The sequence below is a fragment of the Metapseudomonas cellulosilytica genome (genome assembly GCF_049334135.1).
In the GTDB taxonomy this organism is placed as follows: domain Bacteria; phylum Pseudomonadota; class Gammaproteobacteria; order Pseudomonadales; family Pseudomonadaceae; genus Metapseudomonas.
The window spans coordinates 26,652-41,080 of the sequence record NZ_JBHZGN010000038.1 but is presented as its reverse complement, the minus strand read 5'-3'; the positions used below and the strand labels follow the sequence as shown (position 1 = coordinate 41,080).

The 14,429-nt window shown below is 67.1% G+C and carries 10 protein-coding genes and 1 pseudogene; 6 read left to right on the top strand and 5 right to left on the bottom strand.

Translation table 11 applies throughout. The features are described 5' to 3' along the window. A pseudogene (locus ACFW0H_RS28575) lies at window positions 1–336 on the bottom strand (acetaldehyde dehydrogenase); the annotation flags it as partial. Between the two features lie 42 nt (window positions 337–378). Further along, the gene (locus tag ACFW0H_RS28570; protein WP_422917220.1) at window positions 379–1,686 is read right to left on the bottom strand and encodes an MFS transporter; all 1,308 of its coding nucleotides are present in this window, start codon (window positions 1,684–1,686) and stop codon (window positions 379–381) included. Window positions 1,687–1,882: 196 nt separating this feature from the next. Between ACFW0H_RS28570 and ACFW0H_RS28565 the strand changes: the two genes are divergently transcribed. From ACFW0H_RS28565 to ACFW0H_RS28550, 4 genes are all read left to right on the top strand, one after another. After that, window positions 1,883–3,622, top strand: a complete 1,740-nt coding sequence (locus ACFW0H_RS28565) for an IlvD/Edd family dehydratase (protein WP_422917219.1) — start codon at window positions 1,883–1,885, stop codon at window positions 3,620–3,622. Window positions 3,623–3,726: 104 nt separating this feature from the next. Next, window positions 3,727–4,449 carry a FadR/GntR family transcriptional regulator gene (locus ACFW0H_RS28560; RefSeq protein WP_422917218.1) on the top strand — a complete coding sequence of 241 codons (723 nt, stop codon included), beginning with the start codon at window positions 3,727–3,729 and terminating at the stop codon, window positions 4,447–4,449. A 52-nt stretch (window positions 4,450–4,501) separates the two neighbouring features. Next, window positions 4,502–5,905 (top strand): FAD-binding oxidoreductase, encoded by a 1,404-nt coding sequence (locus ACFW0H_RS28555; RefSeq protein WP_422917217.1) that lies wholly within the window; start codon window positions 4,502–4,504, stop codon window positions 5,903–5,905. 606 nt (window positions 5,906–6,511) lie between these two features. Continuing rightward, the gene (locus ACFW0H_RS28550) at window positions 6,512–8,305 is read left to right on the top strand and encodes an alpha/beta fold hydrolase (protein ID WP_422917216.1); all 1,794 of its coding nucleotides are present in this window, start codon (window positions 6,512–6,514) and stop codon (window positions 8,303–8,305) included. A 282-nt stretch (window positions 8,306–8,587) separates the two neighbouring features. On the opposite strand, the gene ACFW0H_RS28545 is transcribed toward ACFW0H_RS28550, so the two are convergent. Both ACFW0H_RS28545 and araD1 read right to left on the bottom strand, forming a co-directional pair. Further along, a complete protein-coding gene (locus tag ACFW0H_RS28545; protein ID WP_422917215.1) occupies window positions 8,588–10,168 on the bottom strand; it encodes an aldehyde dehydrogenase (NADP(+)) in 1,581 nt (526 codons plus the stop codon). Window positions 10,169–10,295: 127 nt separating this feature from the next. Further along, window positions 10,296–11,291 (bottom strand): AraD1 family protein, encoded by a 996-nt coding sequence (araD1, locus tag ACFW0H_RS28540; protein ID WP_422917214.1) that lies wholly within the window; start codon window positions 11,289–11,291, stop codon window positions 10,296–10,298. Window positions 11,292–11,396: 105 nt separating this feature from the next. Here araD1 and ACFW0H_RS28535 point away from each other — a divergent pair, with 105 nt between their 5' ends. Continuing rightward, window positions 11,397–12,338, top strand: coding sequence for a LysR family transcriptional regulator (locus tag ACFW0H_RS28535; RefSeq protein WP_422917213.1), 942 nt, complete (start codon window positions 11,397–11,399; stop codon window positions 12,336–12,338). A gap of 122 nt (window positions 12,339–12,460) precedes the next feature. Further along, window positions 12,461–13,189 carry a gamma-glutamylcyclotransferase gene (locus ACFW0H_RS28530; RefSeq protein ID WP_422917212.1) on the top strand — a complete coding sequence of 243 codons (729 nt, stop codon included), beginning with the start codon at window positions 12,461–12,463 and terminating at the stop codon, window positions 13,187–13,189. Here ACFW0H_RS28530 and ACFW0H_RS28525 read toward each other — a convergent pair. Then, window positions 13,156–14,265, bottom strand: coding sequence for a DUF1615 domain-containing protein (locus ACFW0H_RS28525; protein ID WP_422917211.1), 1,110 nt, complete (start codon window positions 14,263–14,265; stop codon window positions 13,156–13,158). The genes ACFW0H_RS28530 and ACFW0H_RS28525 overlap by 34 nt on opposite strands. Window positions 14,266–14,429: the final 164 nt, after the last annotated feature.

Sequence of the window (14,429 nt, the reverse complement as noted above, 5' to 3'; positions counted from 1 at the left end):
GCAATACGGGCCGATGGCGGCCGGGGTCAGGTCGATCACACGCAGACCGGGCTTGTGGCCCCGCAGCAAGGCGTCATTCTTCACGTGCGCCGACGCACTGGTGGCATCGAAGACGAAGTCGATCTCGCTAAAGACCGGCAGGCGCGTCAGGCCCTCGACGCCTTCATGGGTGGTGGCTACGCCCAGTCGTGCGGCGCGGGCCAGACCGTCGGACGCCGGATCGATACCGACCATGGCGCCCATTTCCAGATGCTGCGCGTTGCGCAGCACCTTGATCATCAGGTCGGTGCCGATGTTGCCGGAACCGATGATCGCGACTTTCAGCTTTCTATTCATGCACGTGCTCCAGGGCGGCGGGAATCCCTGCCCGCCGCTGTGTCAGGAAGCCTGCTCAAGCACCGTAGGGCGCGCGGCGGCAGTCTTCTTTTCCAGTTGGCTGTAAACAATCCAGGTCAGCAGCACGCCGCTGATCAGCACCGCGGAGAGGAAGTACAGGCCGGAGGCCAGGCTGCCGGTGTATTCCTTCAGGGCGCCGATGCCGAACGGGCCGATGTAGCCGCCCAGGTTGCCGAAGGAGTTGATCAGGGCGATGCCCGCCGCGGCGCTGGCGCCGGTGAGGAAGCGGCCCGGCAGGACCCAGAAGATCGCGGTGATCGAGAACAGGCTGAAGGCGGTCAGGCACAAGGCCGCCAGCTGCAGTACCGGCGAGCCCAGCCAGGCGCTGAGGAACAGCCCGGTGGAGCCGAGGATGTAGAGCACGGTGAGGTGGCCGTAGCGATCGTTCAGGCGGTCGGAGCTGCGCGGCACCACCAGCAGGCCGATCACACCGAAGATATAAGGCACCGCGGAGATGAAGCCGGTGGTCAGGTCGCTGCCACCGAACTGGTGTACCAGGGTCGGCAGCCACAGGCTCAGGCCGTAGGTGCTGAGGGTGCTCGGCAGGTACAGCAGGGCCAGCAGCAGCACACGGCGGTCGGTCAGGGCGCGCAACGGGTTGGCGTGCTCGGTCTGGCCGTATTCCTTGCGATCCTTGTCCAGCTCGGCGATCAGCCACTGACGGTCCGGCTCGGCCAGCCAGCGGGCGTCCTTCGGGGTGTCCGGCAGGATGCGCAGGGTCGGCCAGGCCAGCAGGATGGCCGGTACGCCGATGACGATGAACAGCCATTGCCAGCCGGCGAGGCCGGCGATGCCGTTCATGCCCAGCAGCGCGCCCGCCAGGGGGCCGGTGACCATCAGGGCGATGGGCTGGGACAGGATAAAGAAGCCCAGCACCTTGCCGCGATGGCGCACGGGGTACCAGCGGGTGATGTAGTAGAGCACCCCCGGGAAGAATCCCGCCTCCGCGGCGCCCAGCAGGAAGCGCATGGCGTAGAAGCTGTAGGCCCCCTGCACCAGGGCCATGCCCACGGTGATTGCACCCCAGGTGATGAGGATACGGGCGAACCAGCGCCGCGCGCCGTAGCGCTCCAGCAGCAGGTTGCTGGGCACTTCGAAGATGAAATAGCCGATGAAGAACAGGCCGGCGCCGAAGCCGTACGCCATGTCGCTGATGCCGATGTCGGCATTCATATGCAGCTTGGCGAAGCCCACGGCGGAGCGGTCGATGAAGGCGACGAGGTAAAGCAGGATCAGGAAGGGAATCAACCTGAGCGTGAGCGTACGAATGATCCGAGCTTCCGGATTCATGGCGGTTCTCCAGCTTGTTGTTTTTATGGGTCGGTTGCCTCGGTCCGGCGGGCGCATGGCAGGCACCCGTCTCGGCCAAGTGAGGCAGACAATATAGTAATACTTTTTGACGAGCAACTATTTCAAAAAGCCTTTTCAGCAGGTAGATTTGGCAACAACCCCACTAAATAGTCATACAATAAGAGTTGACCCCGCCATGACTGAGAAGAAGTCCCCGCTCCGCTCCGCCCAGTGGTTCGGCACCGCCGACAAGAACGGTTTCATGTACCGCAGCTGGATGAAGAACCAGGGCATCCCGGACCACGAATTCCAGGGCAAGCCTATCATCGGCATCTGCAACACCTGGTCGGAGCTGACGCCCTGCAACGCCCACTTCCGCAAGATCGCCGAGCACGTGAAGAAGGGTGTCCTGGAGGCCGGCGGCTTCCCGGTGGAATTTCCGGTCTTCTCCAGCGGCGAATCCAACCTGCGTCCCACTGCCATGCTCACCCGCAACCTGGCCAGCATGGACGTGGAGGAAGCCATTCGCGGCAACCCGGTGGATGCCGTGGTACTGCTCACCGGCTGCGACAAGACCACCCCCGCCCTGCTGATGGGCGCGGCCAGCTGCGATGTGCCGGCCATAGTCGTGACCGGCGGGCCGATGCTCAACGGCAAGCACAAGGGCAAGGACATCGGCTCCGGCACCGTGGTCTGGCAGATGCACGAGGCCTACAAGGGCGGTCAGATCAGCCTGGACGAGTTCCTCTCCGCCGAGGCCGGCATGTCCCGCTCGGCGGGCACCTGCAACACCATGGGCACCGCCTCCACCATGGCCTGCATGGCCGAGGCCCTGGGCACCTCCCTGCCCCACAACGCCGCGATCCCGGCGGTGGACTCGCGCCGCTACGTGCTGGCCCACCTGTCCGGCATGCGCATCGTCGACATGGTCCATGAAGACCTGCGCCTGTCGAAGATCCTCACCCGCGAAGCCTTCGAGAACGCCATCCGCGTCAACGCCGCCATCGGCGGCTCCACCAACGCGGTGATCCACCTCAAGGCCATCGCCGGGCGCATCGGCGTCGAGCTGGACCTGGAGGACTGGACCCGCGTCGGCAAGGGCACTCCCACCGTCGTCGACCTGCAGCCCTCGGGCCGCTTCCTGATGGAAGACTTCTACTACGCCGGCGGCCTGCCCGCGGTGATCCGCCGTCTCGGCGAAGCGGGCCTGTTGCCCAATCCCGACGCGCTGACCGCCAACGGCAGGAGCATCTGGAGCAATTGCCAGGCGGCACCGCAGTACAACGACGAGGTGATCCGCCCGCTGGACAAACCGCTGGTGGCCGACGGCGGCCTGTGCATCCTGCGCGGCAACCTGGCGCCCCGTGGCGCGGTGCTCAAGCCCTCCGCCGCCACCCCGGCGCTGATGCAGCACCGTGGCCGCGCCGTGGTCTTCGAGAACTTCGACGACTACAAGGCGCGCATCGCCGACCCGGACCTGGACGTCGACGAAACCTGTGTGCTGGTCCTGAAGAACGCCGGGCCCAAGGGGTATCCCGGCATGGCCGAGGTGGGCAACATGGGCCTGCCGCCCAAGGTGCTGGCCAAGGGCATCAGCGACATGGTGCGCATCTCCGACGCCCGCATGAGCGGCACCGCCTACGGCACCGTGGTACTGCACGTGGCGCCGGAGGCCGCGGCCGGCGGCCCCCTGGCGGCGGTGCGCAACGGCGACTACATCGAACTGGACTGCGCCAGCGGCCGCCTGCACCTGGACATCAGCGACGAGGAACTGGCCGGCCGCCTGGCCGACCTCAAGCCGGACACCAGCGCGAAGATCTTCGACAGCGGCTACGCCCGCCTCTATGTGGATCACGTGATGCAGGCCGACCAGGGCTGCGACTTCGACTTCCTGGTTGGTTGCCGCGGCTCGGCGGTCCCCCGCCACTCCCATTGACCCACCCGGGCGCCGGCAACTCCGGCGCCCATACACGCCTCTCCGAATTCGGCAAGGGAGCGATGCTATGATGCGCGGCATCATTTCGGACCTGCGTTTCTTCCATGGATTACCAGACACCCAAGCCCCGCAAGAGCATGCACGCCCGCATCGTCCAGGAACTGGGCATGCACATCGTTTCCGGCCGCTTCAAGCCCGAGGAGAAGCTGCCCCTGGAGGCGACGCTCTGCGAGGAGTACAAGGTCAGCCGGCCGGTGCTGCGCGAAGCCACTCGCGTGCTCACCGCCAAGGGCCTGGTGTATTCCAAGCCGCGCGTGGGCACCGTGGTGCGTCCGCGCAACGAATGGCACCTGCTGGACCCGGACGTCCTCTACTGGCTGGTGCAGACCACCCCGCAGAGCGAGTTCTTCAACACCCTGGTGGGGGTGCGGCGCATCCTCGAACCGGAGATCGCCGCCCTGGCCGCGACCACCGCGACGGAAGACGACATCGCCGCCATCGAAGACGCCTACCAGCGCATGGAAGCGGCCCAGACCCGCGAGCAGATGCTGCAGCCGGACCTGGACTTCCACCGCGCCATCGCCGAGGCCACCCACAACGATCTGCTCGCCTACATGTGCAACATGCTCTCGCTGCCCCTGCGCGAGTCGATCACCGTCACCAACCTGCGTCCCAACACCCAGCAGCTCAGCCTGCCGCGCCACAAGGCGATCCTCACCGCGATCAAGAACCGCGACGCCCTGGGCGCCCGGCACGCCTCCCTGGTGCAGCTGGACGATACCCGCGTAGCCCTCGACACCGTGATGAACGAACTGACGCCGCTCTAGCCGGCGCCACCAGCGTCGCGGGCTATGCTCCCCCCATAGCAAGGAGCCCGCGATGACCCCAACCCCCTCCCCCCGCCAACGCCAACCGCTGCCCCAGGCCCTGGCCGATGCCCTCGCCAGCCTGTTGGGCGAGCGCTTCAGCACCGCCGCCGCGGTCTGCGAACACCACGGCCGCGACGAATCCCTCTACGATCCCGTGCCGCCGGATGCGGTGGTCTTCGCCCGCAGCCAGGACGAGATCAGCGCCATCCTGCGCCTCTGCCACCAGCACCGGGTACCGGTGATTCCCTATGGCAGCGGCTCCTCCCTGGAAGGCCACCTGCTGGCCGTGCAGGGCGGCATCAGCCTGGACGTCTCGCAGATGGACCAGGTGCTGGACTTCCGCCCCGAGGACCTCAGCATCACCGTACAGCCGGGTATCACCCGCAAGGCCCTGAACGAATACCTGCGCGCCAGCGGGCTGTTCTTCCCCATCGACCCCGGTGCCGACGCCAGCATCGGCGGCATGTGCGCCACCCGTGCCTCGGGAACCAACGCCGTGCGCTACGGCACCATGCGCGAGAACGTGCTGGGCCTGACCGCCGTGCTGGCGGACGGTCGCGTGCTGCACACCGGCTCCCGGGCGAAGAAATCCTCCGCCGGCTACGACCTGGCGCGGCTGTTCGTCGGTAGCGAAGGCACCCTGGGGGTGATCAGCGAAATCACCCTCAAGCTGCATCCGCAGCCGGAAGCCGTTTCCGCCGCCGTGTGCAGCTTCCCCAGTGTGGAAGACGCGGTGCACACCGTGATCGAAACCATCCAGATGGGCATTCCCGTGGCCCGCGCCGAACTGGTGGACGCCCTGGCCATCGGCGCCCTCAACCGCCACTTCAAGCTGACCCTGGAGGAAGCCCCCACCCTCTTCCTGGAGTTCCACGGCAACGCCGGCAGCGTCGCCGAACAGGCGGAAACGGTGCAGGGGCTGGCCGACGGCAATGGCGGCAACGGCTTCCAGTGGGCCACCCAACAGGAGGAGCGCAACCGGCTGTGGAGCGCCCGCCACAACGCCCTGTTCGCCTTCCTTCAGCTCAAGCCCGGTTGCCGCGCTTCCTCCACCGACGTCTGCGTGCCGCTGTCGAAACTCGCCGAATGCGTGGCGGGCACCGAGCAGGACCTGCGCGAGTCCAGCATCCCGGCGCCCATCTTTGGCCATGTGGGCGACGGCAACTTCCACGTCTGCCTGCTGCTGGACCCCAACGACCCGGCCGAGGTGGAAGAGGCCGAGCGCCTCAATCGCGCCATCGTCCGCCGCGCCCTGGCCGCCGGCGGCACCTGCACCGGCGAACACGGCGTGGGCCTGCACAAGATGGACTTCCTGGTGGAGGAACATGGCGAAGTCGCCATCGACGTCATGCGCGCCATCAAACAGGCGCTCGATCCGCTGAACCTGATGAACCCGGGGAAGATCTTCCGCTAGCCCACCGCCCCCTGTGGGGCGAACTCATTGGTTATGTCTGCGTTAGCTGTTGAAGCGCCGAATAGAAGCGTCTGGTACGGGCCATTCAGATCTCCATACTGCCTGACGCCCCCCTCTCCCCCGGCCCCTCTCCCTGAAGTGGAGAGGGGTGACTCGCGCCTCACAGGGCATGGCGATCCTGATGCCTGGTCATCGCCTGAACCTATGTAGAAGAGGTGGAGCAGCGCTATTTCCTTGCCTGACCCGCTGACCGCCTGGTTGCTTCGTCGGCCAACCCGGCCGATGTCATGAAATGAAAAACCGCTGTCACCTGATGAAAGGTTTCCCGCCAACCACCGGCCTACAGTCGACCCCATTCATCACAGGCTCGGTTCATGCCCGGATGATGCAAGCGTCGGCTCCGCTGATCAGGTCGGGGCTCGGATGCTGTGCCCCAGGCGCAGGGTCCGAATCAGGGACGTGACACCACGACCTGTCCGTCCCTGGTTGACCTTCCCCGAGTGCCTGTCGTGACAGGCGCTCCATGTCGCGTCCCCGACCTTGATGGGTGAGGACCGATGTGCCTGGCATCACCTTCGACAAACTCCCGGAAAAACAACAATCACCATGAGCAAGTCCCCTGAAACGCCCCAGTCCCCAACCACCGCGAAGCGACGCCCGGCCGCAGGCCGTGCCCGCCGCAGCGGCAAAGATGCCGATCTTCCAGGTGATTCCCAGCAGCATGAGCTGATTGGTACCGCGGCTAACCAGACCCTCGCGGGCAACCCGCTGGTCAGCGTGCGCCCGGCCGACCTCGCCAGCTCCGCCGGCTACCTGCTCAAGGCTGTCGGCAAGTCGCCGCTCAAGGCCGGCTATCACCTCGGCGGCTACCTGAAGGAACTGCGCGCCATCGTCGGGGGCACTTCCAGCCTTGCGCCGGACCCGAAGGACAAGCGCTTCGCCGATCCGGCCTGGCAATCCAACTTCCTGTTGCGCGCCCTGCTGCAGAATTACCTGGCTGGCCAGAACGAATTCGCTCGCTTCATCGACGCCACCGATCTCGCCCCGCTGGAAAAGAGCCGGGCTCAGTTTGTCGCGTCGCTCCTGGCCGATGCAGTAGCGCCCAGCAACTCGCCGCTGACCAATCCCGCCGCCCTGCGCAAGCTGGTGGACACGGGCGGCATGAGCCTGGCCCGGGGGTTTCGCCAATTCACCCGGGATCTGCTGAACAACCGGGGGCTCCCGACGCAGGTCGACAGCACGCCGTTCAAGGTCGGGGAGAACATCGCCGCGGCCAAGGGCGAGGTGGTGTTCCGCAGTGAGATGTTCGAGCTCCTGCAGTTCGCACCGACCACCGGGAATGCCTACGCGCGGCCATTGGTGATGTCGCCGCCGCAGATCAACAAGTACTACGCCATCGATCTGTCGCCGGAAAAAAGCCTGATCAAGTGGATTCAGGACAGCGGCGTGAACCTGTTCGTCATCAGCTGGCGTAATCCCACCAGCGAACACCGCGACTGGGGACTGTCCGACTACGCGATGTGCCTCGACCAGGCCGTGGACGTGGCGCGCCAGATTACCGGAAGCCCCGACGTGAACATGTGGGGCTCCTGCTCGGGCGGCATCACACTGGCGGCCTACCTGGGCTGGCTGGCGGCCCGTGGCGAAGGTCACAAGGTGGCCAACACCAGCTGGGCCGTGTGCGTGCTCGACATGCCGTCGGCACTGGACGACACCACCCTCGGGCTCTTCACCACTCCGGCCGCCTTGCGCGCGGCCAAGGCCAGCTCACGACGCAAGGGGGTGCTGAGCGGCCAGGAAATGGCGCGCATGTTCGCCTGGATGCGGCCCAACGACCTGATCTGGAACTACTGGGTCAACAACTACCTGCTGGGCAACAAGCCGCCGGCCTTTGACATCCTGGCCTGGAACAACGACACCACGCGTCTGCCGGCCCAGCTGCATGCGGATTATCTCGACCTGGTCCAGCTGAACCCCTACAGCAACCCCGGCACACTGTCGATCGCCGGTGAGTCGATCGACATGACCAAGGTCAAGGTCGGCGCCTATGTGATCGGCGGCACCACCGACCACATCACGCCCTGGCAGGGCTGCTACGGCACCGCCCGCCTGTTCGGCGAAGACGCCACGTACGTGCTGTCCAATGCCGGCCACCTGCAGAGTCTGGTCAACCCGCCCGGCAATCCCAAGTCGTTCTTCTACTCCGCACCCGCCAGCGCCAGTGATCCGGAAACCTGGCTGCAGAATGCCGGGGAACGGCAGGCAGGCAGTTGGTGGCCCCATTGGCGCGAGTGGATCCAACAACGCTCGGGCGACAGCCTGCCGGCGCCGAAGAAGCTCGGCTCGCGCAAATACCCGCCCCTGTGCGCCGCGCCTGGCACCTATGTGCTGGAAAGCTGAAGGCCCTGCGCGGACTTCAGCCAGCAACCTGGTTCGGACGGCGCTCCGCGAGCCGGTGATACCCTTCGATCGCCATTGATGGGTATCGCTGCGCTCAAGCGCCATCGGCCTGATGAACACCCTCAAGCGCTTCGGCGTCGCGTTCCGTTCCACGCCTGGGACCCAACGCCGGCACTCGCCCCACCGTAGGGTGCGCCATGCGCACCGACCGCAGGATCTCAACCCTTGGTGCGCGCGGCGCACCCTACCTGGTCGGCTCCGTGGCTTTTGAAGGTACGGCCCTCAGATCGCCTCCCGCGTGCTCTGCCCATCCACCAGCCGCTGGATCCCCAGTGGATTGGCACTCTTCAGCGCATCCGGCAACAGCGCTTCCGGGTAGTTCTGGTAGCAGACTGGACGCAGGAAGCGGTCGATGGCCAGTGTCCCCACCGAAGTGCCACGCGCATCGGAGGTGGCCGGATAGGGCCCGCCGTGGACCATGGCGTCACAGACTTCCACACCGGTCGGGTAGCCGTTGAGCAGCAGCCGACCGGCCTTCTGTTCCAGCAGGCTCGCCAGGTCACCGAAGGCGGCGAGGTCCGCCGGTTCGGCGATCAGGGTAGCGGTGAGCTGGCCACGCAAGCCCTGCAGGGCAAGGATGAGCTCGGCCTTGTCGGCCACTTCGACCACCACAGTGGTGGGGCCGAAGACCTCTTCCTGCAGCAGTTCATCCCCTTCCAGCAACAGGCTCGCATCGGCCTTGAACAGTTGGGCGCGGGCCTGACTGCCTTCCTGCTTCGCACCGGCCAGGTGGCTGACGCCGGGGTGTTGATGCAGGTGCTCCAGGCCCTGGCAGTAGCTCTTCAGGCCACCGGCGTTGAGCATGGTCTGCGCTGGCTGGTCGCCCATCAGGGCGGCGAAGCGCTCGAGGAACGCGCTGAACTCCGGCGAGCGGATGCCGATCACCAGGCCGGGATTGGTGCAGAACTGCCCTGCCCCCAGTACCACGGACGCGGCCAGTTCGGCGGCCACTTGTTCGCCACGGACCTTGAGGGCGTCGGGCAGCAGCAGCACGGGATTGATGCTGCTCATCTCGGCGAATACCGGGATGGGTTGCGGGCGCGCCGCCGCCATATCGCAGAGGGCGCGGCCGCCGCGCAGGGAACCGGTGAACCCAACGGCCTGGATGGCCGGATGCTTGACCAGCCATTCGCCGACCCCGGCGCCGTAGATCATGTTGAACACGCCCTTCGGCATGGCGGTTTTCTCCGCCGCGCGGACGATGGCGTCGGCCACCCACTCGGCAGTCGCCATGTGGCCGCTGTGGGCCTTGAACACTACTGGGCAGCCGGCGGCCAGGGCCGCGGCGGTGTCGCCCCCGGCCGTAGAGAAGGCCAGGGGGAAGTTGCTGGCGCCGAACACCGCCACCGGGCCGACGCCGATGCGGTACTGGCGCAGGTCCGGGCGCGGCAGGGGCTTGCGCTCGGGCAGCGCGCGATCGATGCGTGCGCCAAGGAAGTCACCCCGGCGCAGCACGGTGGCGAACAGCCGCAACTGGCCGCTGGTGCGGCCACGCTCGCCCTGGATGCGGGCGGCGGGCAGCGCGGTTTCGCGGCAGACGGTGGCGATGAAGTCGTCGCCCAGGGCGTCCAGTTCGTCGGCGATGGCGTCGAGGAATTCGGCGCGGCGGCTGGCGGGCAGGTTACGGAAGGCCGGATAGGCCGCTTCGGCGGCGCGGGCGGCGGCGTCCACTTCGGCCTCGGTGGCCTGGTGGAAGTCGTGGGGCAGCGCCTCGCCGCTGGTGGCGTCGAAGCTCTGCACGGTGATGCTGCCGGCGGCGCTGCGGCTGCCGGCGATGAAGTTGAAACCGGTGATGACGGTCATGCGCGTCTCCCTGGCCTTGTGGGTTGAGGGTGGCCGCCGCGAACGGCAGCCGGAAATGAATGAAACGCGCCAGGCGCGCACCTCTTGGGCGCGCGCCTGGCGCGGGTGCCGCCCGCGGGCGGCGGACTCAGAGGCTGCGCACAGCACCAGGCGCCAGGCGCTCGTCCTCGCGGGCGATGCCGTTCACCAGCGCTGCGCCGAACTCGACCATCTCGATCTCGAAGCGGTCCCCGGGCCGGGCCTTGATGCCATCGGCGAAGGACAGGGTGGCGGTGCCGAAGTAATGCACGTGAACGTCGCCCGGACGCAGGAACTGGGCGTACTTGAAGTGATGGAACTCCAGGTTCTCCAGGCTGTGGCACATGTTGTCCTCGCCGGAGAGGAATTCCTTCTCCCAGATCACTTCGCCGTTACGGCGGATACGGCTGGTACCGGCCAGGTGCGCCGGCAGCTCGCCCACCCGCAGTTCGGGGCCGTAGGCGCAAAACCGCAGCTTGGAATGGGCCAGGTAGAGGTAGCTGCGGCGCTCCATGACATGGTCGGAGAACTCGTTGCCCAGGGCGAAGCCCAGGCGATAAGGCCGGCCGTCCTCGCCGACCACGTAGAGGCCCACCAGCTCGGGCTCCTCACCCGCATCCTCGGCAAAGGCCGGCACGGGGAAGTCGGCGCCGGGGCGCACGACGATGCCACCATCGCCCTTGTAGAACCATTCCGGCTGCGCGCCCACCTTGCCGGCGCCGGGTTTGCCGCCTTCCACGCCCCATTTGAACATGCGCATGGTGTCGGTCATGGCGGCCTCGTCCTGGGCCTTCTGCTGGTGCATCTTGTCGCGGGTGGAGGCACTGCCCAGGTGGGTCAGGCCGGTGCCGCTGACCAGGCAGTGGGCCGGGTCTTCATGGTCGAGCGGCGGCAACACGCGGCCGGCCTCCAGGAGTTCCGGGTAGCTGGGGCCGGGTTCAGTGCCGCGGGCCAGCACTTCGTCCTGCAGGCCGCGGCCGGCGGCGATGGCGGCCAAGGCCAGGGCGCGGGTGGTGGTGGCGCCGCGCACCTGCTGCACCTGTTCGCCCTCGATCACGCCCACATGGCGCTGGCCGCAGGCACTCTCGAACTGGATCAGTCTCATGGCGATGACTCTCGTTACGGGGTGTTGGCCGGGACTTTACGAATCCCCCGGCGGCCTGCCTAATGAGAGCTTCTGATCCCGCGATAACTTTTGGTCATCCCCCTCATGATCGCTTCCCTCCCCGCCCTGGTTTCCCGCCTGCGCCTGAAACAGCTGCGGCTGCTCATCGCCCTGGACGAACAGGGTTCGCTGCACAAGGCCGCCGAACAGGTGGCCATTACCCAGCCCGGCGCCACCAAGGCCCTGAACGAGATCGAGGCGGCCTTCGGCATGCGCCTGTTCAACCGCACCAGCCAGGGCCTGGAGGCCAACGACCTGGGACGTTGCGCCATTCGCTACGCACGGCTGATCCACACCGACCTGGCGCACCTGCGGGAAGAGATGATCGGCATCCTCCAGGGCCAGGGGGGCCGCCTCTCGGTGGGTGCGGTGATGGGCGCGGTGCCGCTGCTGGTGCGCAGCCTGCAGCGCCTGCGGGACGCCCAGCCGGAACTGGCGGTGGAAGTGGTGGAAGACACCAGCGCGCGCCTGCTGGGCCTGATCGACCAGGGCCGGCTAGACCTCGCCATCTGCCGCACCAGTGTCAGCCCGCGGCCGGATGCCTACGATTGCCTGCCGCTGTACGAGGAGCCCTTGCGGGTAGTGGCCAATCCTGCCCATCCCCTGGCCGCTACCGAAGCGCTGGAACTGCCGGAGCTGGCGGGTTATCCCTGGGTGGTCTACCCGGCCAACATGCCCATGCGCCTGGTCCTGGAACGGGAATTCAGCCAGGCGGGCCTGGAGTTTCCGCGCTATCCCGTGGAGACCGCGTCCACCCTCACCACCCTGATGCTGCTGCGACAGAACCCGCATCTGGTCGCCCTGATGCCCCGGGAAGTGGCGGACGAAGCCATCCACCTCGGCAGCCTCGCCGCCCTGCCTCTGCACCTGCGCTCGCGCAGCGAACCGTTCTCCGTGGTGGTGCGCCGCGGTGCGCCGCTGTCGGCGCCGGCGCGACTGCTGTGGACGGAGCTGGAGGCCGAAGCAGCGCCGCCGCCAGTGGCCTGATGCAGGGGGGCGCACCCGCGGCGAAATAGTCGTTATGCGCAAGTGATCTGAACCCGGCGCCGGCCCCCCCGCGCCGCTTCGGCTAGGCTCCACTATCCAGCCACAGCGAGGGTGGAGCCGACATGGCGCACAGAGCCAGGAAGCTGACCGCCGAGCTTGTTGCCCGGGTCGAACGCATGGAGGCGGACCCGGGGCCGGAGCCCGGTACGCGGGAACATACCGAGGACGAATTCGCCGCCATGGCCGATGCGCTCCTGGGCGATTACCGACCGGACGAGCTATGGGTGTTCGCCTACGGTTCGCTGATCTGGAACCCGGAGTTCGACTTTCTCGAGAGCTGCCCCGCAACGGCCTTCGGCTGGCACCGATCCTTCTGCCTGAAGCTGACCCGTTGGCGCGGCACGCGGGAGTTTCCCGCACTGATGCTGGCCCTGGACCGGGGCGGCAGTTGCCAGGGCCTGGTCTACCGGCTGCCACCCCGGGACCACGCCACGCAGCTGACGCAGTTGCTGGTCCGTGAAATCGACGCCAACCCGCCCACCAACGTACCGCGCTGGATCGGCGTACGGACCAACAAGGGCCTGCTGCGCGCCCTGGCGTTCGTCGCGGCCCGCGATGGCAATGCCTATGCCGGCAGGCTGCCGCCGGACCGGGTCGCCCATGTGCTGGCACGGGCCGCCGGCCACTGGGGGTCGGCAGCCCAGTACCTGTTCCGCACCGTCACCATGCTGGAGGAACACGGCATCCGCGATCGCAACCTCTGGCGCATCCAGAGCCTGGTGGCCGACGAGATCGAAAGCGCCGGCCTGGACGGGCATCAGTTCCCCGAGGCGCGTTTCATGCAGCGCTGATAGCGCTCGTCCACCCGTTTGGCGAACCACTCGGTGGTGAGCTTGCGGGTGATCTTCGGACTCTTCAGATCGATGCCCGGCATCACTTCGCGGGGCAGCTTGCGCCGCTCGACCTTCTCGGCCAGGGCGAAGACCCGCTGGTAAAGGCCGGTTTCCTCGAACTCCAGTCGGTCGCCCCTGAGCAGGTCGCGGCGGATGGCGGAGTCGCTGAGGTCCAGCTTCTTTTGCAAGGCGCGCACCGCGAGTTCCGTGGCACCGGCCTTGCTGGAACCGTGGATCACCAGATCGCCATCCAGGGCCAGCGGAATCCCGGAAGCCAGGCTCACGGCATTCTGGAAGGCGGCGTTGCGGCTGGCGTACCAGCCGGCATTGAAGTCGGCGAAGCGGTACAGGGGCTTCGGGTAGCTGGCCGGATAGCCCAGCAGGTGGGCGATGCCGAAGTACAGGCCGCCACGCCGGGTGAAGACCTCCTGGCGGATGGAACCCTTGACCGGATAGGGATAGTCCTTCGCATTGGCTTCGGCGAAGGCGATGCTCACCTGCATGGGACCGCCGGTATGCACCGGGTTGAAGTTGCCGAACAGGCGTTGCCCCAGGGGCACCATACCGATGAAGTCGTCGAAGATGGCGCTCAGTTCCTTCTCCGTGCGCACCGACGACAGGCGCTGCTCGTAGCTCTTGCCGCTGGGCGAATCGATCTTCAGCGCGGAATTCACCAGGATCGCCGGCACATGCAGGCGTCCGGCGCGGCGCTGGATCTCCTGGCGCGCGATCTTCGCCAGCCCCGGCACCCGCGGGTCCACCTGGTAGGTGGATTCCTGCTCGGCCACCGCCAGCACGGCGCAGAGGTTGCTATTGCTGGGGCGGATGTCCTGGGCGGCGAAGGCGGCCTGGATATCGGCGGCCCAGCCCTGGCGGTCCGGCACCTTGGCCGGCATCAGCTTGACTACCTTGGCGCGCACGTCGGCGGGCCGCAGCACCGGCTCCTCCGGGCGCTGGGTGCCGCAGGCGGCAAGTGCCAGCAGCGCGGCGAGGGTGGTGACGCGGGAGAAAAGCGGTATTGCAGGGTTATTCATGTAAGGGCTGCCTTGCGATTCATGCGCGCAGAAAATCGCATGAAAGGCGCAGCCAGGCCAGAAGTCGCGGGGTGGTGCCTGGTGGGGGCGACCGAGCTGACCCGGTAGGGTGCGCCGCGCGCACCAATGGTCGAACGGGGCGCAGAAGCTGATCCCGTGATCGG